The organism is Candidatus Pseudomonas phytovorans (assembly GCA_029202525.1).
Classification (GTDB): Bacteria; Pseudomonadota; Gammaproteobacteria; order Pseudomonadales; family Pseudomonadaceae; genus Aquipseudomonas; species Aquipseudomonas phytovorans.
In genome coordinates this window covers 1,687,974-1,708,235 of record CP119325.1, presented here as the reverse complement: position 1 = coordinate 1,708,235, position 20,262 = coordinate 1,687,974, and the positions used below count along the sequence as shown (strand labels likewise).

The 20,262-nt window shown below is 62.6% G+C and carries 19 protein-coding genes; 11 read left to right on the top strand and 8 right to left on the bottom strand.

What is annotated here, in order from left to right; all coding sequences use genetic code 11:
• Positions 1-15: 15 nt before the first annotated feature.
• The 4 genes from P0Y58_07580 (at position 16) to P0Y58_07565 (ending at position 6,027) form a co-directional block, all read left to right on the top strand.
• Complete coding sequence (locus P0Y58_07580; GenBank protein WEK32048.1) at positions 16-1,773, top strand: ATP-binding protein; 1,758 nt, start codon at positions 16-18, stop codon at positions 1,771-1,773.
• On the top strand, positions 1,767-3,101 hold the full coding sequence (locus P0Y58_07575) for a sigma-54 dependent transcriptional regulator (GenBank protein WEK32047.1): 1,335 nt from the start codon (positions 1,767-1,769) through the stop codon (positions 3,099-3,101). The genes P0Y58_07580 and P0Y58_07575 overlap by 7 nt, the downstream gene beginning before the upstream one ends.
• Positions 3,102-3,377: 276 nt before the next feature.
• Positions 3,378-4,697: an MFS transporter gene (locus tag P0Y58_07570; GenBank protein WEK32046.1), complete on the top strand. Its 1,320-nt coding sequence runs from the start codon at positions 3,378-3,380 to the stop codon at positions 4,695-4,697.
• A 190-nt stretch (positions 4,698-4,887) separates the two neighbouring features.
• The gene (locus P0Y58_07565; GenBank protein WEK32045.1) at positions 4,888-6,027 is read left to right on the top strand and encodes a Fic family protein; all 1,140 of its coding nucleotides are present in this window, start codon (positions 4,888-4,890) and stop codon (positions 6,025-6,027) included.
• On the opposite strand, the gene P0Y58_07560 is transcribed toward P0Y58_07565, so the two are convergent.
• Positions 6,006-6,758: a hypothetical protein gene (locus tag P0Y58_07560; protein ID WEK32044.1), complete on the bottom strand. Its 753-nt coding sequence runs from the start codon at positions 6,756-6,758 to the stop codon at positions 6,006-6,008. The genes P0Y58_07565 and P0Y58_07560 overlap by 22 nt on opposite strands.
• Before the next feature lie 340 nt (positions 6,759-7,098).
• Here P0Y58_07560 and P0Y58_07555 point away from each other — a divergent pair, with 340 nt between their 5' ends.
• Together P0Y58_07555 and P0Y58_07550 are read left to right on the top strand one after the other, a co-directional pair.
• On the top strand, positions 7,099-7,386 hold the full coding sequence (locus P0Y58_07555) for a hypothetical protein (protein WEK32043.1): 288 nt from the start codon (positions 7,099-7,101) through the stop codon (positions 7,384-7,386).
• Between the two features lie 118 nt (positions 7,387-7,504).
• Positions 7,505-8,110, top strand: coding sequence for a flavin reductase family protein (locus P0Y58_07550; GenBank protein WEK32042.1), 606 nt, complete (start codon positions 7,505-7,507; stop codon positions 8,108-8,110).
• Here P0Y58_07550 and P0Y58_07545 read toward each other — a convergent pair whose 3' ends face one another.
• Positions 8,111-8,377 (bottom strand): hypothetical protein, encoded by a 267-nt coding sequence (locus P0Y58_07545; GenBank protein ID WEK32041.1) that lies wholly within the window; start codon positions 8,375-8,377, stop codon positions 8,111-8,113. It abuts the gene before it with no gap.
• 16 nt (positions 8,378-8,393) lie between these two features.
• Positions 8,394-8,687, bottom strand: coding sequence for an antibiotic biosynthesis monooxygenase (locus P0Y58_07540; GenBank protein ID WEK32040.1), 294 nt, complete (start codon positions 8,685-8,687; stop codon positions 8,394-8,396).
• Between the two features lie 202 nt (positions 8,688-8,889).
• On the opposite strand from P0Y58_07540, the gene P0Y58_07535 reads away from it, so the two are divergent.
• Entirely contained in the window at positions 8,890-9,810 is a 921-nt protein-coding gene (locus P0Y58_07535) for an AraC family transcriptional regulator (GenBank protein WEK32039.1), read from the top strand.
• Positions 9,811-9,945: 135 nt separating this feature from the next.
• Here P0Y58_07535 and P0Y58_07530 read toward each other — a convergent pair whose 3' ends face one another.
• Positions 9,946-11,583 carry a 5-guanidino-2-oxopentanoate decarboxylase gene (locus tag P0Y58_07530; protein ID WEK32038.1) on the bottom strand — a complete coding sequence of 546 codons (1,638 nt, stop codon included), beginning with the start codon at positions 11,581-11,583 and terminating at the stop codon, positions 9,946-9,948.
• A gap of 113 nt (positions 11,584-11,696) precedes the next feature.
• On the opposite strand from P0Y58_07530, the gene P0Y58_07525 reads away from it, so the two are divergent.
• Positions 11,697-12,572, top strand: a complete 876-nt coding sequence (locus P0Y58_07525) for a LysR substrate-binding domain-containing protein (protein ID WEK32037.1) — start codon at positions 11,697-11,699, stop codon at positions 12,570-12,572.
• Between the two features lie 98 nt (positions 12,573-12,670).
• On the opposite strand, the gene P0Y58_07520 is transcribed toward P0Y58_07525, so the two are convergent.
• Both P0Y58_07520 and P0Y58_07515 read right to left on the bottom strand, forming a co-directional pair.
• Positions 12,671-13,285, bottom strand: coding sequence for an NAD(P)-dependent oxidoreductase (locus P0Y58_07520; protein WEK32036.1), 615 nt, complete (start codon positions 13,283-13,285; stop codon positions 12,671-12,673).
• 28 nt (positions 13,286-13,313) lie between these two features.
• Complete coding sequence (locus tag P0Y58_07515) at positions 13,314-14,189, bottom strand: MBL fold metallo-hydrolase (protein WEK32035.1); 876 nt, start codon at positions 14,187-14,189, stop codon at positions 13,314-13,316.
• A 102-nt stretch (positions 14,190-14,291) separates the two neighbouring features.
• On the opposite strand from P0Y58_07515, the gene P0Y58_07510 reads away from it, so the two are divergent.
• Positions 14,292-15,197, top strand: coding sequence for a LysR family transcriptional regulator (locus P0Y58_07510; protein ID WEK32034.1), 906 nt, complete (start codon positions 14,292-14,294; stop codon positions 15,195-15,197).
• Positions 15,198-15,449: 252 nt separating this feature from the next.
• Here P0Y58_07510 and P0Y58_07505 read toward each other — a convergent pair whose 3' ends face one another.
• Positions 15,450-16,319, bottom strand: a complete 870-nt coding sequence (locus P0Y58_07505; protein ID WEK32033.1) for an oxaloacetate decarboxylase — start codon at positions 16,317-16,319, stop codon at positions 15,450-15,452.
• 362 nt (positions 16,320-16,681) lie between these two features.
• Between P0Y58_07505 and P0Y58_07500 the strand changes: the two genes are divergently transcribed.
• The gene (locus P0Y58_07500) at positions 16,682-18,133 is read left to right on the top strand and encodes an MDR family MFS transporter (GenBank protein WEK32032.1); all 1,452 of its coding nucleotides are present in this window, start codon (positions 16,682-16,684) and stop codon (positions 18,131-18,133) included.
• 83 nt (positions 18,134-18,216) lie between these two features.
• Here P0Y58_07500 and ttgR read toward each other — a convergent pair whose 3' ends face one another.
• Entirely contained in the window at positions 18,217-18,849 is a 633-nt protein-coding gene (gene ttgR, locus P0Y58_07495) for an efflux transport transcriptional regulator TtgR (protein WEK32031.1), read from the bottom strand.
• 256 nt (positions 18,850-19,105) lie between these two features.
• Here ttgR and ttgA point away from each other — a divergent pair, with 256 nt between their 5' ends.
• On the top strand, positions 19,106-20,260 hold the full coding sequence (gene ttgA, locus P0Y58_07490; GenBank protein WEK32030.1) for a toluene efflux RND transporter periplasmic adaptor subunit TtgA: 1,155 nt from the start codon (positions 19,106-19,108) through the stop codon (positions 20,258-20,260).
• The last annotated feature ends 2 nt before the right edge of the window (positions 20,261-20,262 follow it).

Sequence of the window (20,262 nt, the reverse complement as noted above, 5' to 3'; positions counted from 1 at the left end):
TCTGGATCCGCCCCGATGCCCTTTTCCTTTCGCGCCCTGCGTCTGGGGCTGATCACCCTGCTCATTCTGCTGGGCACCGCCCTCAGCGCCGGTTGGGCCATGCACCAGGCCAAGCGCCAGGCCATGGAAGACGACGCCCAGCGTGCCAGCCAGCAGCTGGGCCTGTACGCCAACACCCTGCACACCCTGATCGACCGCTACCGTGCCCTGCCCGCCGTACTGGCGCTGGACCCGGAACTGATCGCTGCCCTGCGCGACCCGGTCAGCCAACAGGTGCAGGACGCCCTGAACCGCAAGCTTGAACGCATCAACGGCGCCGCAAACTCCTCCACCCTCGAACTGCTCGACCGCACCGGCCTGGCCATTGCTGCCAGCAACTGGCGGCTGCCCAGCAGCTACGTCGGTTCCAATTACGGCTTCCGCCCCTACTTCAAGCAAACCCGCAGCCAGGGCAGTGGCCGCTTCTATGCCGTAGGCGTGACCAGTGGTGTGCCGGGCTACTTCCTTGCCAGCGCGGTGAACGACGAGCATGGCCGCTTCCTCGGTGCCATGGTGGTGAAGCTGGAGTTCCCTGAACTGGAACGCGAGTGGCGCCAAGGTAGCGACATCCTGCTGGTGAGCGACGCCCGCGGCATCACCTTCATCGCCAACCAGGACGGCTGGCGCTACCGCGAGCTGCAGCCGCTCAGTGGTGCCGACCGTGCCGAGCTCGCAGAAACCCGCCAGTACGACAAGCAGCCACTGGTCCCGCTGCAGCACCAGGCGCTGACCCGGTTTGCCGCCAACAGCACCCTCAGCCGCGTACAGGGCCCGGAAGGCAGTGCCGAGTATTTGTGGGAAAGCCTGCCACTGGAGGGCGAAGACTGGACCTTGCACCTGCTACGCAAGCCACAAGTCACTGCCGACGGCCGCAATGCTGCCTTGGGCGCCGCCGCCGTGTGGCTGAGCCTGGTGTTCGCCGCGCTGTTCGTCAGCCAGCGGCTGCGCCTGGCCCGCCTGCGCCAGCGCAGCCGCGAAGAGCTCAAACGCCAGGTCGAGGAGCGCACCCGTGAACTGCGCACGGCTCAAGAGGGCCTGGTGCAATCCGCCAAGCTGGCCGCGCTGGGGCAGATGTCGGCCGCCATGGCCCACGAAATCAATCAGCCGCTGACCACCCAGCGCATGCAACTGGAAACCCTGCGGCTGCTGCTTGACCATGGCCGCCATGACGAAGCGCGCCAGGCCCTGGAGCCACTGGAGCAGATGCTCACACGCATGGCTGCGCTCACCAGCCACCTGAAAACCTTTGCCCGCAACAGCCCGGTCGGCCTGCGCGAGCGCCTCGACCTGGCCACCGTGGTCGATCAGGCCCTGCACCTGCTGGAGACCCGCATTCGCAGCGAAGCGGTAGAGGTTGCCCTGTACCTGGCGCGCCCCGCCTGGGTACGCGGCGATGCCATTCGCCTGGAGCAAGTGCTGATCAACCTGCTGCACAATGCCCTCGACGCCATGGCCGACAAACGCTACAAACGCCTGGAGGTCCGCATCGAACTCGACGGCGAGCGGTGGCGCCTGAGCGTGCAGGACTCGGGTGGCGGCATTGCCGAGGCCGACCTGGCCAAGGTTTTCGACCCGTTCTTCACCACCAAACCGGTGGGCGAAGGCCTGGGCCTGGGGCTGGCCATTTCCTATGGCATCGTCCACGAAGCCGGTGGCCAGCTGCAGGCCGAAAACCTGCCCGGTGGTGCACGCCTGAGCCTTACCCTGCCCCGTGACCTGGAGCCTGTATGTTGAATTCAGTGATCGTCGTCGATGATGAAGCCAGTATCCGCACTGCAGTCGAACAATGGCTGAGCCTGTCCGGCTTCAGCGTGCAACTGTTCGCCCGCGCTGAAGAGTGCCTGGCACACCTGCCACGGCACTTCGCTGGGGTCATCATCAGCGATGTGCGCATGCCGGGCATGGATGGCCTGCAATTGCTTGAACGCTTGCAGGCAGATGACCCCGACCTGCCAGTGATCTTGCTGACCGGCCACGGTGACGTGCCCATGGCAGTGGATGCCATGCGCAGTGGCGCCTACGACTTCCTCGAAAAGCCTTTCACCCCGCAGCACCTGCTGGGCAGCCTGCGCCGGGCCCTGGAAAAGCGCCAGCTGGTGTTGGAAAACCGCCGGCTGCACGAACAGGCAGACCTCAAGTCACGCCTGGAAGGCACCCTGCTGGGCATGTCACACGGCCTGCAACAGCTGCGCCGACAAGTGCTGGAACTGGCCGGCCTGCCGGTCAATGTGCTGATCCGTGGCGAAACCGGCAGCGGCAAGGAGCGCGTGGCCCGCTGCCTGCACGATTTTGGGCCGCGCGCGGGCAAACCCTTCGTCGCACTCAACTGTGCGGCCATCCCCGAGGCGCTGTTCGAGGCCGAGCTGTTCGGCCATGAAAGCGGCGCCTTCACCGGCGCCCAGGGCAAGCGCATCGGCAAGCTGGAGTACGCCAACGGTGGCACGGTGTTTCTCGACGAAATCGAGAGTATGCCGTTGGCGCAGCAGGCCAAGTTATTGCGCGTGGTACAGGAGCAGAAGCTGGAGCGCCTGGGCGCAAACCAAAGCATCAGCGTCGACCTGCGCATCATTGCCGCAACCAAGCCCGACCTGCTCGAAGAGGCGCGGGCCGGGCGCTTTCGTGAAGACCTTGCCTACCGCCTGAACGTGGCCGAGTTGCACCTGGCACCGCTGCGTGAGCGGCGTGAGGACATTCCTCTGCTGTTTGAGCACTTTGCCCGTGCCGCTGGCGAAAAACTTGGCCGCGCGGCCCCGCTGCTGTCGGGTGTACAACTGGCGCAGCTGCTGTCACATGACTGGCCGGGCAATGTGCGTGAGCTGGCCAATGCGGCGGAGCGGCACGCATTGGGGCTGAGTTCGCCGAACATCGAAGTGGCACCTGCAGGGCAGTCGCTGGGCGAGCAGATGGAAGCGTTCGAGGCGCAGTGCTTGCGCGCGGCGCTGCGTCAGCATGGGGGAGCGATCAGTGCGGTGATGGAGGCATTGCAGCTGCCGCGGCGGACGCTGAACGAAAAGATGCAGCGGCATGGATTGGTACGCGAGGATTTTGTTTCGCGGGAATGAGCGGAAATCCGCCTATCACCCAAAGCCAACGAGCAAAAAACCGCTCATAACCAGGTTTTTTGGGGCTGCGTTGCAGCCCTTCGCGGGCACGCCCGCTCCCACACCGAAATGTTGAACAACAGGGATTGCGCGGTCCCTGCGGGAACGGGCATGCCCGCGAAGGGCGCACAGCGCCCCCATCTGGATCATCACGCACCCATTTGGCACACCTTCTGCAATTGCCTTGGCAAGCTGCGCCACGGCGCGCTCCACAAAAACAACGAGAAGGTATCCCTGATGGATAACGCCACCTCCCTGCCCGCCGGGGCGGCCACTGTGCCCGCCGCAGAAAAAACCACCGCCAGCCGCCTGAAGTCGATCTTCAGCGGGTCCATCGGCAATATGGTCGAATGGTACGACTGGTACGTCTACGCTGCATTCTCGCTGTACTTCGCCAAGGCCTTCTTCCCGGCCGGTGACTCCACTGCACAATTGCTCAACACCGCTGCGATCTTCGCCGTGGGCTTCCTGATGCGCCCGATCGGTGGCTGGCTGATGGGCCTGTACGCCGACCGCAAAGGCCGCAAGGCTGCACTGATGGCTTCGGTACTGCTGATGTGCGCAGGCTCGCTGGTCATCGCCCTGACCCCGGGCTATGAAACCATCGGCGTCGCCGCGCCGATCCTGCTGGTCATCGCGCGCCTGCTACAAGGCCTGTCGGTGGGTGGCGAATACGGCACCTCGGCCACCTACCTCAGCGAAATGGCCAGCAAGGAACGCCGTGGTTTCTTCTCCAGCTTCCAGTATGTGACCCTGATCTCCGGGCAGCTCATCGCCCTGGCAGTGCTGATCGTTCTGCAGCAGACCCTGACCACAGAGCAGCTGTATGCCTGGGGCTGGCGCGTGCCGTTCGTGATCGGTGCACTGTGCGCCGTGGTTGCCCTGTACCTGCGTCGCGGCATGGAAGAAACCGCCTCGTTCACCAAGAAGGAAAAGGCCAAGGAAAGCCTGATGCGCACCCTGCTGCGCCACCCCAAGGAGCTGATGACCGTGGTCGGCCTGACCATGGGCGGCACCCTGGCCTTCTACACCTACACCACCTACATGCAGAAGTACCTGGTCAACACCGTGGGCATGAGCATCAGCGACTCGACCACCATCTCTGCAGCCACGCTGTTCCTGTTCATGTGCCTGCAGCCGGTGATCGGTGGCCTGTCCGACAAGATCGGCCGGCGCCCGATCCTGATCGCCTTCGGTGTGCTCGGTACCCTGTTCACCGTACCGATCCTCACCACCCTGCACACCATCCAGACCTGGTGGGGCGCGTTCTTCCTGATCATGGCGGCGCTGATCATCGTCAGCGGCTATACCTCGATCAATGCCGTGGTCAAGGCAGAGCTGTTCCCGACTGAAATTCGCGCCTTGGGCGTGGGCCTGCCGTACGCCCTGACCGTGTCGATCTTCGGTGGCACCGCCGAGTACGTGGCCCTGTGGTTCAAGAGCGCCGGCATGGAGAGCGGCTACTACTGGTACGTCACCGCCTGCATCGCCTGCTCGCTGCTGGTCTACGCGACCATGAAAGACACCAAGCAGCACTCGCGGATTACCACTGACTGACGCTGGTCTGGCAACACTGAACGGGGCGCTCCATTGTATGGAGCGCCCCTTTTTCATGACGCACGAAATCCTGTGAGCCGATTAACGGCGCTATTCGGCTCACAGCTTGAGCCGAATAGCGCTATCATTCGGCTCATTGAGTGAGCCGAATAGCCGGCTTATTCGGCTCACAGGATGGATCGGCACACGCATGAACAGCCCTTTGTGGATCTGGCAGCAACCTGCGTGGCCCCAGTTCACCTGGCAAAACGAAGCGATCGCCCCGCTTCTGCGCAGCTGCATCGACATGCAGGGGCGTTTGCTGGGCAAGATCGGCAGCGTCGATGAGCTCAGTGAGTGCCAGAACATTCTGGATACGCTGCTGCAGAACATTGTTACTTCCTCGGCGATCGAAGGTGAGCAGCTGAATGTGGGCTCGGTGCGGTCTTCTCTCGCCCGCCGGTTGGGCATGGAAGAACAGGGAGCTACCAGTGCCCGCAGCGAAGGGCTGGCGGAACTGATACTGGATGCAACACAAGGCTATGACCGACCACTGACCCTGCAGCGGCTTTTCACTTGGCACCAATGGCTATTCCCGGTGGCGCAAGGCACCTTGAGCAAGGCTGTGCTGGTCGGACAGCTACGTGATGAAGCGCCCATGCAGGTGATTTCTGGTCGCCTTGACAAGCCCACCGTACATTTCCAGGCACCGCCGCGAGATGGCCTTGAAACACAGCTCGCGGAGTTTCTCGACTGGTTTGCCAACAGCCTCGATAACGCCGGCCTGGATCCGTTGCTACGCGCCGGTATTGCCCACTTCTGGTTCGTCACGCTGCACCCGTTCGACGATGGCAATGGTCGACTGACCCGGGCGATCACCGACCTGGCGCTAGCCCAGGGTGAGCGCCAGGCCATTCGCTTCTATGCGATGTCCGCCAGCATCCTCGAAGACAGGGCCGGCTACTACCAGATCCTGGAAAGCAGCCAGAAAGATGGCCTGGATATCACCCGCTGGATGTCCTGGTTCCTTGCCACATTGCTGCGCAGCCTAGAACAGGCACTGGCAAACATTGACCGGATACTGGCCAAGGCCAGGTTCTGGCAGGCTCATCGCGCAGATGGCCTGCTGCCCGAGCAGGTCAAGGTGCTGAACAGGTTGCTTGATGGCGGCCCCCGCGGTTTCGAGGACGGCATCAACGCCACGCAGTACCAGGCAGTGGCAAAGGTTTCCAAGGCCACTGCGACCCGCCACCTTACCGACCTGCTCGACAAGGCTTGCCTGGTGCGCCTGCCAGGCGGGGGCCGCAGTACCCGCTACCGCATCAACACTCAGGACATCTCCAGCGCCTGACGCGGCTCACGGCGCTGGTACCAGCTGGCCATCAGCACCAGCACCAGCAGCACCCCGCCCAACACAGCCGACGACCCGATGGTGCCGAAGTCCAGGCCGCCCTTTTCATGAGGCTTGGTAAGGAAATCGCCCAAAGTGGCGCCAAACGGGCGAGTGAGTACAAATGCCACCCAGAACAACACCACGCCCGGGATGCGCGTCCAGTAGCGGGCCACAACCACCAATGCAATGGCGCTGCCGATAAACAGCGCGCCGCCGGCAAAGCCAAGCCCCGAATCATCGGCCAGGTAATCCCCCAGGGCGGTGCCAAGCGTGTTGGAAAACAGGATCGCTACCCAGTAAAACAGCTCGCCCGACCGGTTCTTGATGCGGGTGACATCCAGTGGGTTACCGCTCAGGCGCCAGACCAGGAAGGTCAGCAGCAGGATACCGATGAGCAGGACCGAACCTGTGGCATAGCCCAGGCCCAGGGTGCGGTCCATGAAGTCGGACATGGTGGTGCCAGCGGTACTGGTGGACAGAATCACCAGCCAGTACAGCATCGGGTGGTAGCGGCGCGAGTAGAGCTGGCCGACCAAGGTCAGCAGGAACACGCTGATCAGCATCAACGAGCTGAGTGCATAGCCGATGTTCAACGTCATCGACAGCAAGTCGCCTGCCGTTTCGCCCAGGGTGGTAGCGCAGATCTTCATGACCCAGAAGGCCAAGGTGATTTGCGGGAGTTTGTTCATTGTTGTGCCGCTCCAGTTTGAGGTGCGGCGATGGTGCTGAGCAGCGTCTGAAAAATCGGTTGGTGATGTATGAAAAAAGCGTTGATCGGACTTTGAAACAAGATAATTCGTTCTTAACGCCCCATTAATTCACGCCCCTCAAGCTGCAATGGCTGACGAAACGACGACGCGAGGGCATGCGGCCAATGCATGACACCACTGCCTGACTCATGCGAAGCGCGCCTAAATACATCTATTAATTCGATTTTTAGATGCTATTTTTTGCGCTTTTTAATCAAATTAATCGGCGTAGCATTAAACCCATAGAAACAAACAACCTCCCACCCCTGGAGCAACGACCATGAAAAACAAACTGATCCTCACCCTGGCCCTCTCGGTTTTCGCTGCTGGCGCATTTGCCGAAGATGGCTTCGATCGCACCAACGCACACACCTTTGCCGCGGCTCAAACCCAGTCCGCCAGCTACGCTGAAGACGGCTTCGACCGTACCGGTGGTCAACGCTTCGCTGAAGACGGCTTCGACCGCACTGGCGGCCAACGCTTCGCCGAAGACGGTTTCGACCGCACTGGCGGCCAACGCTTCGCCGAAGACGGCTTCGACCGCACCAACGCCCACCGCATCAGCTGAAACCTGATGCGAGCAACCAGCCCGGCTTTGGCCGGGCTTGATCATTTGCAGGCGAGCACAGGCTTGGCACACTAGGCACCTTGTCCACCAGGAGGTAGGGCCAACAAGCCCAGCACAGATGTATTACTACGAACCTGCCAAAGGCCACGGCCTGCCCCACGACCCGTTCAACGCCATCGTCGGCCCCCGCCCGATCGGCTGGATTTCCTCGCACGACCGCGAAGGCCGCCTGAACCTGGCGCCCTACAGCTTCTTCAACGCATTCAACTACATCCCACCGATCATCGGTTTCTGCAGCGTCGGGCGCAAAGACAGCCTGAACAACATCGAGCAGACCGGCGAATTCGTCTGGAACCTGGCCACCCGCCCACTGGCCGAGCAGATGAACCAGAGCTGCGCGCCGGTTGCTGCCGGGGTGAGCGAGTTCGAATTGAGCGGCCTGACCGCTACGCCATCGAGCATCGTCGGCGTGCCCCGCGTAGGCGAAACCCCGGTGGCGTTCGAGTGCAAGGTCACCCAGATCGTCCAGCTCAAGCGGGCCGACCAGGAACTGGTACCCAGCTGGCTGATCCTCGGTGAAGTGGTGGCGGTGCACATTGCCGAGCACCTGCTGAAAAACGGTATCTACGATACCGCCGCCGCCGAACCGATCCTGCGTGGTGGTGGCCCGGCGGACTATTTCGAACTGGGCAACCTGTTCAAGATGGCCCGCCCGCCGGCCTGATCACCAGACCAGCTCACCCTCTTCGCTGACGCCTTGCAGGCGTTGTAGCTCGGCCGTGGCAGCTTCGTCGGCAGCCACGGCGCCCTTGAACAACTGCCCGTCGAGAACCTTGTGGAAGCGCGGCGCACCGCCCATGTTCAGGGCCTTGACCGCAATGGCCGCGTTGTAGCCGCCACCGTCCACCGGCACCATCGCCGAGACCGCTTCGAAATGAGTGAATTCCCTACGTGCCATGTCGCTATCCGCTTGGTTGAACAAGGCCGTCACTTTACCTCATCCACGCTCAATCGAAGGTATGCAAGTCCAGGCTGCTGACCACCCGCGCCTGCACCAGCTCGCCAAACACATCCAGGGTCGGCGAGGCAAAGTAGCCACTCATCGCCTGCTGATCCTGCCAGCTGCCACTGAGCAACCACAGGTCCGCATCAGCCTGTGAACGCTGCACCGTGAAACTCAGGCAACCTGGCGCACGCCGCGAAGGTTCGAGCAGGTCGCGCAGGCGCGCGCCCAGCTCTGCCGAGCGCCCGCAGCTGGCACGAATGAAAGCAAGATGGGTGACCGGTTGTTTTAGGGTCATTGCGCAATCTCCTTGAAGCAGGCGGACGGAAAAGCCAGGCTGCCAAGGTTAGGGGCTCACCCGCGCGGCGTGCTAGGCCATTACTGCTCGCCGATTGCCTGATCCTGCAGCGCGGCAGGATCAGGCAATCGATGTGCAGCTTTCGACTAGCGCCCGTCTTTGCCCAAACCTATGCTGCGTCGGTCAGTAGAGGAAACCCATCATGACCACCGCCACGTCCACCGACCCGACCCTGGAATTGCAGCGCCTGGAGCTGGCCGAGCTGATTACCCGCCACGCCGGCGCGCCGCACGGCCCGGCATCGGCCATTGATGACCTGTATCTGGTGCGCTACACCGAAAGCGTGCGCTCGGTGCCAACCTTCGCGCAACCTGCGCTGTGCGTCCTTGCCCAGGGGAGCAAAAGCCTGTTCCTCGGAGACGAGCAGTACGCCTACGACCCACTGCATTACATGGTGGTCTCGGTGACCTTGCCGCTGAGCGGCGTGAAGCTCGACGCCAGCCCGGAGAACCCCAGCCTGGGCCTGCGCATGGACCTGGACCCGGCAGAGATCAGCCAGCTGATCGCCGAGAGCGGGCCGATGCTGGTACCCAACCTGCCTTCGGGGCGTGGCCTGTATGTAGAGAAAACCGACGCCGCGTTGCTCGACGCCCTGCTGAGGCTGATCCGCCTGTTGGATACCCCGCGCGACATCGCGATGCTGGCGCCATTGATCCGCAGGGAGATTCTGTACCGCATGCTGCGTGGGCCGCAGGGTTACCGGTTGTATGAGATTGCTTTGGCCAACAGCCAGACCCACCGCGTGTGCCAGGCCATTACCTGGCTCAACAACAACTACCAACAGCCACTGCGCATCGAGGACCTGGCGCGTGAGGTCAACCTGAGCACCTCGACCTTGCACCACCGCTTCAAGGCCGTGACGTCGATGAGCCCGTTGCAGTACCAAAAGCAATTGCGCCTGCAAGAGGCGCGGCGGTTGATGCTCAACGAGGGGCTGGAGGCGGCCGTTGCGGCCTATCGGGTGGGGTATGAAAGCCCGTCGCAGTTCAGCCGGGAATACAGCCGGCTGTATGGTGCACCGCCGATTCGGGATGTGGCCAGATTGAGAGCCACCGCTGGCTAGAACCTCTTGGTGGCTGTACCGGCCTCTTCGCGGGCTTGCCCGCTCCCACAGAGACCGCGCAGATTTCAACCTTAGTGCAAAACCTGTGGGAGCGGGTTTACCCGCGAAGAGGCCGGTACAGACAACAGCTTCACTTCAACCTGAAACTGTCCCTTGCCACTGATTCTGATCCACCTGAATCAAGGTCGGCCCCTTGCGCTCCACCGCCTGCCCCAGCGCCGCCTGCAATTGCGCCACATCCGCTACGTTCTCCGCAGCCGCGCCCAAGGCCCGCGCCACACCGATGAAGTCCGGGGTATGGATATCCACGCCAACTGGCTCGATTGCCCGGTTGACCATGTACTTCTTGATTTCCTCGTACCCCTGGTTGTTCCACAGCAGCACGATCAGCGGCACCTGCGCCTCTACGGCACTGGCCAATTCAGGCAGGGTGAACTGCAACCCCCCATCGCCAATCAGGCACACGGCAGGCGCACGCCCGTCGAGCTGCTCGGCACTGCCCAACCAGGCGCCCATGGCCGCTGGCAGCGCATAACCCAGGGTGCCATAGCCCGTCGAAGCATTGAACCAGCGACGTGGCTGGTCCATGTCCAGGGTCAGGTTGCCGGTGTACACCGGCTGGGTCGAGTCACCCACCAGAATGGCATTGGGCAAGCGTTCGAGGATCGCACTCAGCAAACGCGTCTGGCTCAAGGTGGGTTGGTCCCAGCCCGCTGCCAGTGCCTGGCGCAGACCTGCTACACGGGCCACACCCCACGTGCTTTCGTGCACAGGTTGCGGCTGAGCCTGCAAGGCGCCGAGCAGCGCTTCGGCGGCCAGCTCGGCATCGGCCACCAGGGCAAGCTCCGGCAAATAATTGCGCACGGTCTGGTCAGGGTCGATGTCAATGCGCAACAGGCTGGCCGGGATCTCGAAACCACCCTTGAAGGTCACGTCATAGTCGGTCTCGGCCAATTCGGTACCGATCGCCAGCACCACATCGGCTTCTGCCACCAGTGCCCGCGTGGCCGGCAGCGACTGGGTCGAACCGATCTGCAACGGGTGGCTGGCCGGCAGCAAACCCTTGGCATTGATGGTCAACGCCACCGGGGCCTGCAGGTGTTCGGCCAGGCGCGCCAGCGCTGCACCAGCAGCCAGCGCACCGCCACCGGCCAGGATCAAAGGCCGGCGAGCATTGGCCAGGCGTTCAGCCATCTGCGCCACGGCCAGAGGTGCAGCCCCTGCCCGGCTGCCACGTACCGGGCGGCCTGGCAGCAGTTGGTCGGCCGGTTCAACCAGCACGTCGAGCGGGATCTCGATATGCACCGGGCGCGGCCGGGCGCTGTCGAACACCGCGAATGCCCGGGCCAGCACCTGCGGCAGGTCCGCAGCACTCATCAAGGTGTGGGAAAACGCCGCCACGCCCGCCACCAACGCTGACTGGTTGGGCAACTCGTGCAGCTTGCCGCGGCCACCGCCCAACTGGTCACGCGACTGCACGCTGGAAATCACCAGCATCGGAATCGAGTCGGCATAGGCCTGGCCCATCGCGGTGGTGATATTGGTCATGCCCGGGCCAGTGATGATGAAGCACACCCCGGGTTTGCCCCGGGTGCGCGCATAGCCGTCAGCCATGAACCCGGCACCCTGCTCGTGGCGTGGGGTGATGTGGCGAATGGACGAGCCGGCCAGGCCACGGTAGAGCTCCACAGTATGTACACCGGGAATGCCGAAGACATGGTCCACGCCATAGCCTTCAAGGAGTTTGACCAATACTTCGCCGCAGGTTGCCATCAGGTTTCACCATGGATCTTGTTGGAAATTACCCGTATTGGACCCAGCTACGGCTATCGCCACAATGCAAAAAAACACATACTAGCCATGTTCTGTGATCATGGCTTATCGCAATGAAACGGCTTCCGCCCTTGTCTGCACTGCACACTTTTCTGGTCACCGCCCAGCACTGCAACTTCACCCGCGCCGGGCAGCAGTTGCACATCACTCAGGGGGCGGTCAGCCGGCAGATCGCAGCCCTCGAACAGCACCTGGGTTATGCCCTGTTCCAGCGTGAGGCTCGCGGATTGAGCCTCACGCGCGAAGGCCAGGACTGGCTACCGCGGGTGCAGCAGGTGTTTGCGCTGGTCGAGCAAGGGGTGCACGAAGTGGGTGGGCGCAGCGCCACCTTGCAGCTCAAGGCACCCACCTGCGTGATGCGCTGGCTGTTGCCACGGCTGATGGAATGGCAGGCACTGCGCCCGGATGTGCCTGTGGAGCTGACCACCACGGTGCAGCATGGGGTGGATTTTCGTCGCGAGGGCTTTGATGCAGCGGTGGTCTATGGCGATGCTCCGAATCACGGGCTGCATGTGCGCAAGCTGTTCGATGAGCAACTGACGCCAGTGTGCGCACCCTCGCTGCGTGAGGGACCGATACCGTTGCAGCAAGTGGAAGACCTGGCGCGGCACATGCTGCTGCACCCCTCGCGGGATGAACATGACTGGCAGTTGTGGTTACAGGCAACCGGGGTGACGCTGGCCACTCATGGGCCCAAGCAGCATTTCGAGACGCTGGACATGGCGATGGCCATGGCTTCGCAGGGGACGGGCGTGGCCATTGGCGACTGGTCGCTGATTGGCGATGACTTGCGCGGGGGGCGGCTGTGCATGCCGTTTGCGCTCAAGGTGGTGACTGGTAAGGGGTATTACCTGGTGAGCCAGCCCAGAAGCTTGCCGCCGGGGTTGCTGGAGTTACTGGATTGGCTGGAGGGCCAGGCCAGCCTGTGAAGGCCTCTTCGCGGGCATGCCCGCTCCCACAGGTACAGCACAGGATTTGAAAGCTGTGCAGTAACTGTGGGAGCGGGCGCGCCCGCGAAGCAGGCGACTCAGTAGCCGACTGTGAACCGCTGACGTGAATGCTGCGGTTTCTCCAGCTCGTCGAGCATCGCAATCGCATAATCGGCAAAGGTGATCCAGCTCTTGCCATCCGCACCAATCAGCAAATGATCCTTGCCCAACGTATACCGCCCACTGCGTTCCCCTTCAACAAACTCTGCCGACGGCGAGAGGAAGGTCCAGTCCAGGCTTGGCTCGCGCTGCAACGCCTCCAGAAAACGCCCCCCGGCAGTGGCCTCGGCCTTGTAGGCTTCCGGGAAGTCCGGGCTGTCGATCACTCGCTGCCCCGACGGTAGCAACAGGCTGCCGGCACCACCCACCACCAGCAGGCGCTTTACCCCGGCTCGCTTGACCGGCTCAATGATTGCCTGCGGCTCGATCGTGGCGAAATGCGCCGCGCTCAGCACCGCATCAACACCCGTTACCGCCGCTTGCAGGGCTGCACTGTCCTTGGCATCCAGCGCCTTGACGGTCACCCCTTCACGGCCCTGCAACTGCGAGGGGTCGCGGGCGATGGCCAGTACACTGTGGCCGCGACGCAGCGCCTCTTCCAGCAACTGGCTACCAGCGCGACCAGTAGCACCGATGATTGCGATCTTGCTCATGGGAATACTCTCTCTCAATTGAACGGAATTACCACTTCATCTCACCCTTGGCGACCTTGGCCCCGAGCTCCAGCGAGCTTTCGTCGGCCAGGCCCGGGTAACGCTGCTTCATGGCATCGATCAGCGCGTTGGCGTCTTTCGCCTTGGCCGCTTCAGCATCGAACCCACGAATGTAGTCGGCCGTGAAGCGCACAGCCTGCAGTGAACGGCTGCTGTCTCCGAGGAAGTGCCCCGGGATCACCGTGCGCGGCCCCAGCGCTTCGATGTGCGCCAAGGTGCCAAGCCAGTCGGCATGGGACTTGGCCGACTGAGTATCAGCCATCCACACATGGATGTTCTCGGACACCACCACGCCACCGACCACCGCCTTTATAGACGGGATCCACACGAAACTGCGGCCTGGCTGCGGGCCGTCCAGGCCAACGACATCGAGGGCCTGCCCTTCCAAGGTCAGGTGGTTGCCTTCAAGTACCTGCGGCAGCACCAGCCGCGCCGGTTTGTCTGCCCCCATCTGCGGCCCCCAGTACGCCAGCTTGGCGTCCATGGTCTGGCGGATATGAGCTACCGTGGCGGCAGAAGCCAGCACCTTGGCATCGGGGAAGGCCTGGGTCAGCGTGTCCAGGCCAAAGTAGTAGTCCGGGTCGCCGTGGCTGATGTAGATGGTGGTCAAGTGCTTGCCGCCATCGCGCAGGCGTTGCACCAGCTGCTGGGCCTGGGCCTTGCCGAACTGGGCATCGACCAGCACGGCATCGTGCTCGCCACTGACAATCACCGAGCTGACGGGGAAAATGGCCTCGTGCCCGGGGTTGTAGACGTCCAGTTGCAACGGTTCGGCGGCCAGCGCCGGGCCTGCCAGGGTGACGCAGGCCAGTAGCAGGCCTCGCAAAGGGGTAAACAGGGACATGGCCTAGGCCTTCAATTGAACGATGCCCAACAGCTTAGTTGCCCGATCCATGACAAAAAATGCCATGCTTGAACATAGTTTGTTTCTAAAAGCGGACAAATCATGGACCGTCTCAACGCCATGCGCGTTTTCGTCACCGTCGTCGATCTGGGGAGCCAGTCGGCGGCGGCGGATCATCTGCAACTGTCGCGGCCGGTCGTGTCACGCTACCTGGCCGAGTTGGAAGACTGGGTTGGCGCACGGCTGATGCAGCGCACCACACGCAAGCTCAGCCTCACCGCCGCCGGCCAGGAAACCCTGCCCCGCTGCCGTCAACTGCTGGAAATGGCCGGCGACCTGCAGGCCGCCGTACAGCAACCGGACGATGCACCCAAAGGTGCATTGCGCATCAGCGTCAGCACCTCTTTCGGCCAGGCACAGCTGGTGGATGCGGTGGCTGCCTATGTGCGCCGCTATCCTGGGGTGAAGGTGGAATTGCAGATGCTCGATCGCACCGTCAATCTGGTGGATGAGCGCATCGACCTGGCCATCCGCACCAGCAACGACCTAGACCCCAACCTGATCGCCCGACGCCTGAGCGTGTGCCGCTCGGTGGTATGCGCGGCCCCGGCCTACCTGCGTGAGCACGGCACGCCGCAACGGGTCGAGGATCTGAGCCGGCACAACTGCCTCACCCATGCCTATTTCGGTCGCAGCCTGTGGCATTTCGAAGTAGCTGGGCAGCAGGTCGCGGTGCCGGTGGAAGGTAACATCAGTGCCAACGAGGCGATGACGCTGCAGAAGGCAACGCTGGCCGGTGCAGGCATCGCCATGCTGCCGACCTACCAGGCCGCCGATGCCCTGCGGCGGGGTGAGCTGGTACGCCTGCTGCCGGAGGCGCAGCCGCGTGAACTTAACCTGAACGCGGTGTACACATCGCGCAAACACATGCCGGCGACCTTGCGCAGCATGCTGGATTTTCTGGTGCAGCGGTTCAAGGACGAACCGGAATGGGATCGGGACCTGTGACGCTGAAACTGGCCTAAGCTGGAAGGTATCACCTATTGCTGTAACAGGAGGTGAGTACCGTGGGCATCAAATCCAGAAGAGTCGCCCTTGTCATGGCCCTGACCGCCGTCGCAGGGCTGTATGGTTCTGCTTGCTGGCGCGCCGAGCTGCTTCGCAGTCAGCCCAGCGCCGCAGCCAGCTGCGAGCAGGCACATTGCGTGCCTCACACTGCAACCTTGAGCGCCGTCCGTTGAGTTGACGGCGCCCTGCCGGTCACTCTTCGACGCTCATGTATTCCTTGGCCCAGCGGATGTAGTCCTCGGGCTGGGTGTAGGTGTGCGAGAGTTCGGTGGCGCTCAGGTTCTCCGACTTGTTCTGCTTGCCGCGCTGCAAGCGCAGGCAATCGTAGGTGGCCTTGATCGAAGCAAAGTAGGCACCATGGCCATCGACCGCAATCCGCACGCCCAGTCGCGCCAGGCGTTCATCGTCATGCAGGTTGGGGTTGCCATAGGTGACCAGCATCAACGGCACGGTCAGGTGCTCGGAAATCCGTTCGAGCTGTTCGAAGTCTTTCACGCCCACCATGCAGATACCATCGGCACCGGCCTTCTGGTAGCTCTGGGTGCGCACGATGATTTCTTCGGTGGTGAGCACGCCAGCGTTGGTGCGGGCAATGATCGACAGCGACGAATCGACCCGCGCCTCCAGGGCCGCACGAATCTTGCCGACGCCCTCATCGACAGGAATCAGGTCGGTGGATTTGCGCCCGAACTGGGCAGGCAGCAAGGTGTCCTCGATGGTCAACGCAGCCACACCGGCGCGCTCCAGTTCGGTGACCGTGCGCATCACGTTGAGTGCGTTGCCATAGCCGTGGTCGGCGTCAGCCAGTACTGGCAGTTGCGCTACCCGGCCAATGCGGGTGGCTTGCTCGACGAACTCGCTGAGGGTAATCAGGGCGAAGTCTGGCGCGGCCAGTACCTGCAACGAAGCGACGGAGCCGCCGAGGATGCCGACCTCGAAGCCCAGGTCTGCGGCAATGCGGGCCGACATCGGGTCAAACACCGATGCAGTGTGGTAACAGGAACCTGAAGCGAGCAGTTCGCGGAAGGCAAAACGCAGATCTTGATGGGAAGCCTTGGGCATGATCACTCCGCAAATAAGTTGAAATTTGAACGGTAACTACCGACCCCTGTAATCGGGTCTACCTGACCTGATCCAACCGTCGCCATCTAGGCGGTCATGCTCGACATGCAGGCAGAGGAATAAAAGGTGTGGGAGACAGCGGCCTGAAAAACCTGCGGCATCTTGTTGCACCAAGCTGGTGCAAGCCCCGGATTTCAGCCCCTGTGGCATACCAACGATATCACGCAGCCATGCATCACTGAATGAATGCGCCAATGCCGATTCGGCATAGGGGATGCAGATAGTACATAGGAAGCTACCTAACTCAGGTTACAATCCGACTTGCCCGCGAAGAGGCCGCCACACACAAACAAGGTATTCCCGTGACCGCCGCCCTGCCCCCCACCACCCTGCGCAACGTGCTCACCGCCCTGATGCTGGCGATCTTCCTCGGCGCACTGGACCAGACCATCGTCGCTGTCTCACTGCCGGCCATCTCGGCCCAGTTCAACGACGTCGGCCTGCTGGCGTGGGTCATCTCTGGCTACATGGTGGCAATGACCGTGGCCGTGCCGATCTACGGCAAGCTGGGTGACCTGTACGGGCGGCGGCGGATGATCCTGACCGGGATCAGCCTGTTTACCCTGGCCTCGATCGCCTGCGCACTGGCCCAGGACATGCAGCAGCTGGTGCTGGCCCGCGTGCTGCAGGGCATTGGCGCGGGCGGCATGGTTTCGGTCAGCCAGGCAATTATCGGCGACTTCGTGCCCCCCCGCGAACGCGGCCGCTATCAGGGCTACTTCAGCAGCATGTATGCGGTGGCGAGTGTCGCCGGGCCCGTGCTGGGTGGATGGTTGACCGAGTACCTGTCGTGGCGCTGGGTGTTCTGGATCAACCTGCCGCTGGGGCTGGTAGCCTTGTGGGCGATCCACCGCGCCCTCAGTGGCATGCCGGCGCAGCGCCGTGAGGCGCAGGTGGACTACCTCGGTGCCGTGCTGCTCACCCTCGGCCTGGGCAGCCTGTTACTGGGCATCACCCTGGTTGGCCAGGGCCACACCTGGGGCGACCCGGCCGTACTGGCCCTGTTCGCCTGCGCCGTGCTGGGCCTGGGGCTGTTCATCGTTCATGAGCGCCGCTGCCCGGAGCCGCTACTGCCCTTGGGCCTGTTCGGCAACCGGGTCGCAGTGCTGTGCTGGGGCGTGATCTTTTTCGCCAGCTTCCAGTCAATTTCCCTGACCATGCTCATGCCGTTGCGCTACCAGGGTATCACCGGCGCAGGTGCCGACAGCGCCGCCCTGCACTTGCTGCCACTGGCGATGGGGCTGCCCCTGGGGGCCTTCACCGGCGGGCGCATGACCAGCCGCACCGGGCGTTACAAACCGCAAATCCTGGCCGGTGCACTGCTGATGCCAGTGGCCATTTTTGCCATGGCGTTGACCCCGCCGCAGTCTGGGTGGCTCAGTGCATTGTTCATGTTGCTGACCGGCGTTGCCTGCGGGTTGCAGTTCCCGACATCGCTGGTGGGCACGCAAAGCGCGGTGGACAGCAAGGACATTGGCGTGGCCACCAGCACCACCAACCTGTTCCGCTCGCTGGGCGGGGCCATGGGCGTGGCTTGCATGTCCAGCCTGTTGCTGGCGTTGCTGCACCAGGGTGGGTTCGAAATACTGGGGAATCCATTGCTGGGGAGCCTGAAGGCCGGTGAAGTGGACCTGGCGACGCAGGGCCGCCTGATTGAGACATTCCGGCACTTGCTGACGGGGAGTGCGCTGATTGCGCTGCTCGGGCTTGTGGCGGCAATCGCATTGCCCGACCGGCAACTGCGTGGACGCTGAGGGCTGGGGCCGCCCGGTAGCCCCGCCTTTAATCCCCTCTTAATACAAAGGGCAAAAACTCCCTCACAATCCTTAACAAAGTGTCATTTGCGCAGAGCCGGGCTCAAGCGCAGCATATCCAGCCCGGTGTCGACCCATTTTTCGACATCACCCAACAAATCTACACTGTCAGGCAGCAACAGCCAGCGCCCGATCAGGCCATCGACATAGGCAAACATGGCCACCGCTGCGCGCTCGACATCCAGCGCGTCAGGCAGCTGGCCCCGGCGAACGGCATTGGCCAACGCCAGGGCAATGCCTTTGTGGCAATCCAGCACTGCGCCCTGGCGCTGCTGGCGAATTTCACACATGTCATCGGTGAACTCGCACTTGTGATGCAGAATTTCATTGATACGCCGGGTTCGGGCATCGAGCACCAACTCGTTGAACACTTGCAACAGCAGCTTGCGCATGCAGCCAAGCGGGTCGACTTCGTCCTCGCTTTCACTCGCCCGCGCCAAGTGGTCATGGGTTTCGTGCAGGCTGTCGAGCAGTGCCTGCACCAGCTCGGCCTTGTTGTTGAAGTGCCAGTAGATCGCCCCGCGCGTAACACCCGCCAGTTCGGCGATGTCGGCCAGGGTGGTTCGCGCAACCCCGCGCTTGTAGAAGGCCTTTTCCGCGGCTTCGATGATCTGGGCGCGGGTTTCCTGGGCTTCTTCTTTGGTTCGACGGACCATGGCAGTACAACCTCATCTGGCCCGAACGCACGGCGCGGACGGGGAACGCTCCGGGGTCACCTCTGCAGGGTGCCTCGCGGATGAGCTAATAAAGAGCTGTGGCAGTACCCAAGTACAACCCAGCGGTATTTACAAACAACCATGAATGTAAGTATATTCCTTAGCAAGCTATTTATCCACTCGATAGCAATTTTTCCAGATCAAGACTCTTCCACTACTCTTGAGCGTCTCCTGCTCCAGCGCCCCGAGGATCCTCATGCAATTCAAGCCAGCCGTTACCGCTCTGGTTTCCGCCGTCGCCCTGGCAACCCTGCTCAGTGGCTGTAAGAAAGAAGAAGCAGCGCCTGCGGCGCAGGCTCCTCAGGTCGGCGTGGTTACCCTCCAGCCGCAAGCCTTCACCCTGACCTCGGAATTGCCGGGGCGCACCAGTGCCTACCGCGTCGCCGAAGTGCGCCCACAGGTCAATGGCATCATCCTCAAGCGCCTGTTCAAGGAAGGTAGCGACGTCAAGGAAGGCCAGCAGCTCTATCAAATCGACCCTGCCGTCTATGAAGCCACATTGGCCAATGCCCAGGCCAACCTGCAGGCTACCCGATCGCTGGCCGAGCGCTACAAGCAGCTGATCGACGAGCAAGCGGTGTCGAAGCAGGAATACGACGACGCCAATGCCAAACGATTGCAGGCCGACGCCGCGCTGAAAACAGCCCAGATCGACCTGCGCTATACCAAGGTGCTGGCACCGATCAGCGGCCGTATCGGCCGTTCGGCATTCACTGAAGGTGCCCTGGTCAGCAATGGCCAGACCAATGCCATGGCCACCATCCAGCAGCTGGACACGATGTACGTCGATGTGACCCAGTCCACTGCCGAACTGCTCAAGCTGCGCCGTGACCTGGAAAGCGGCCAGTTGCAGAAGGCTGGCGAAAACGCGGCCTCGGTGCAGCTGGTGCTTGAAGACGGTAGCCTGTTCAAGCAGGACGGCCGCCTGGAGTTCTCCGAAGTCTCGGTCGACGAAACCACAGGCTCGGTCACCCTGCGTGCAGTGTTCCCCAACCCCGATCACACCCTGCTCCCAGGCATGTTCGTGCATGCGCGGCTGAAGGCCGGGGTCAACGCCAATGCCATCCTGGCCCCGCAACAGGGCGTGACCCGTGACCTGAAAGGCGCACCGACCGCGCTGGTGGTCAACCAGGAGAACAAGGTCGAACTGCGCCAGCTCAAGGCTAGCCGTACCTTGGGCAGCGATTGGCTGATCGAGGAAGGCCTGAACCCCGGCGACCGCCTGATTACCGAAGGGCTGCAGTACGTGCGCCCGGGCGTTGAAGTAAAGGTCAGCGAAGCCACCAACGTCCAGAAGCCGGGCAGCCCTGATCAGGCCAACGCGGCGAAAGCAGACGCCAAAGCGGAGTAAAC

Bases quoted from the DNA above. Each gene is read 5' to 3' on its own strand.
- P0Y58_07580 (WEK32048.1), top strand. From the start codon at position 16: ATGCCCTTTTCCTTTCGCGCCCTGCGTCTGGGGCTGATCACCCTGCTC.
- P0Y58_07575 (WEK32047.1), top strand. From the start codon at position 1,767: ATGTTGAATTCAGTGATCGTCGTCGATGATGAAGCCAGTATCCGCACT.
- P0Y58_07570 (WEK32046.1), top strand. From the start codon at position 3,378: ATGGATAACGCCACCTCCCTGCCCGCCGGGGCGGCCACTGTGCCCGCC.
- P0Y58_07565 (WEK32045.1), top strand. From the start codon at position 4,888: ATGAACAGCCCTTTGTGGATCTGGCAGCAACCTGCGTGGCCCCAGTTC.
- P0Y58_07560 (WEK32044.1), bottom strand. From the start codon at position 6,758: ATGAACAAACTCCCGCAAATCACCTTGGCCTTCTGGGTCATGAAGATC.
- P0Y58_07555 (WEK32043.1), top strand. From the start codon at position 7,099: ATGAAAAACAAACTGATCCTCACCCTGGCCCTCTCGGTTTTCGCTGCT.
- P0Y58_07550 (WEK32042.1), top strand. From the start codon at position 7,505: ATGTATTACTACGAACCTGCCAAAGGCCACGGCCTGCCCCACGACCCG.
- P0Y58_07540 (WEK32040.1), bottom strand. From the start codon at position 8,687: ATGACCCTAAAACAACCGGTCACCCATCTTGCTTTCATTCGTGCCAGC.
- P0Y58_07535 (WEK32039.1), top strand. From the start codon at position 8,890: ATGACCACCGCCACGTCCACCGACCCGACCCTGGAATTGCAGCGCCTG.
- P0Y58_07530 (WEK32038.1), bottom strand. From the start codon at position 11,583: ATGGCAACCTGCGGCGAAGTATTGGTCAAACTCCTTGAAGGCTATGGC.
- P0Y58_07525 (WEK32037.1), top strand. From the start codon at position 11,697: ATGAAACGGCTTCCGCCCTTGTCTGCACTGCACACTTTTCTGGTCACC.
- P0Y58_07520 (WEK32036.1), bottom strand. From the start codon at position 13,285: ATGAGCAAGATCGCAATCATCGGTGCTACTGGTCGCGCTGGTAGCCAG.
- P0Y58_07515 (WEK32035.1), bottom strand. From the start codon at position 14,189: ATGTCCCTGTTTACCCCTTTGCGAGGCCTGCTACTGGCCTGCGTCACC.
- P0Y58_07510 (WEK32034.1), top strand. From the start codon at position 14,292: ATGGACCGTCTCAACGCCATGCGCGTTTTCGTCACCGTCGTCGATCTG.
- P0Y58_07505 (WEK32033.1), bottom strand. From the start codon at position 16,319: ATGCCCAAGGCTTCCCATCAAGATCTGCGTTTTGCCTTCCGCGAACTG.
- ttgR (WEK32031.1), bottom strand. From the start codon at position 18,849: ATGGTCCGTCGAACCAAAGAAGAAGCCCAGGAAACCCGCGCCCAGATC.
- ttgA (WEK32030.1), top strand. From the start codon at position 19,106: ATGCAATTCAAGCCAGCCGTTACCGCTCTGGTTTCCGCCGTCGCCCTG.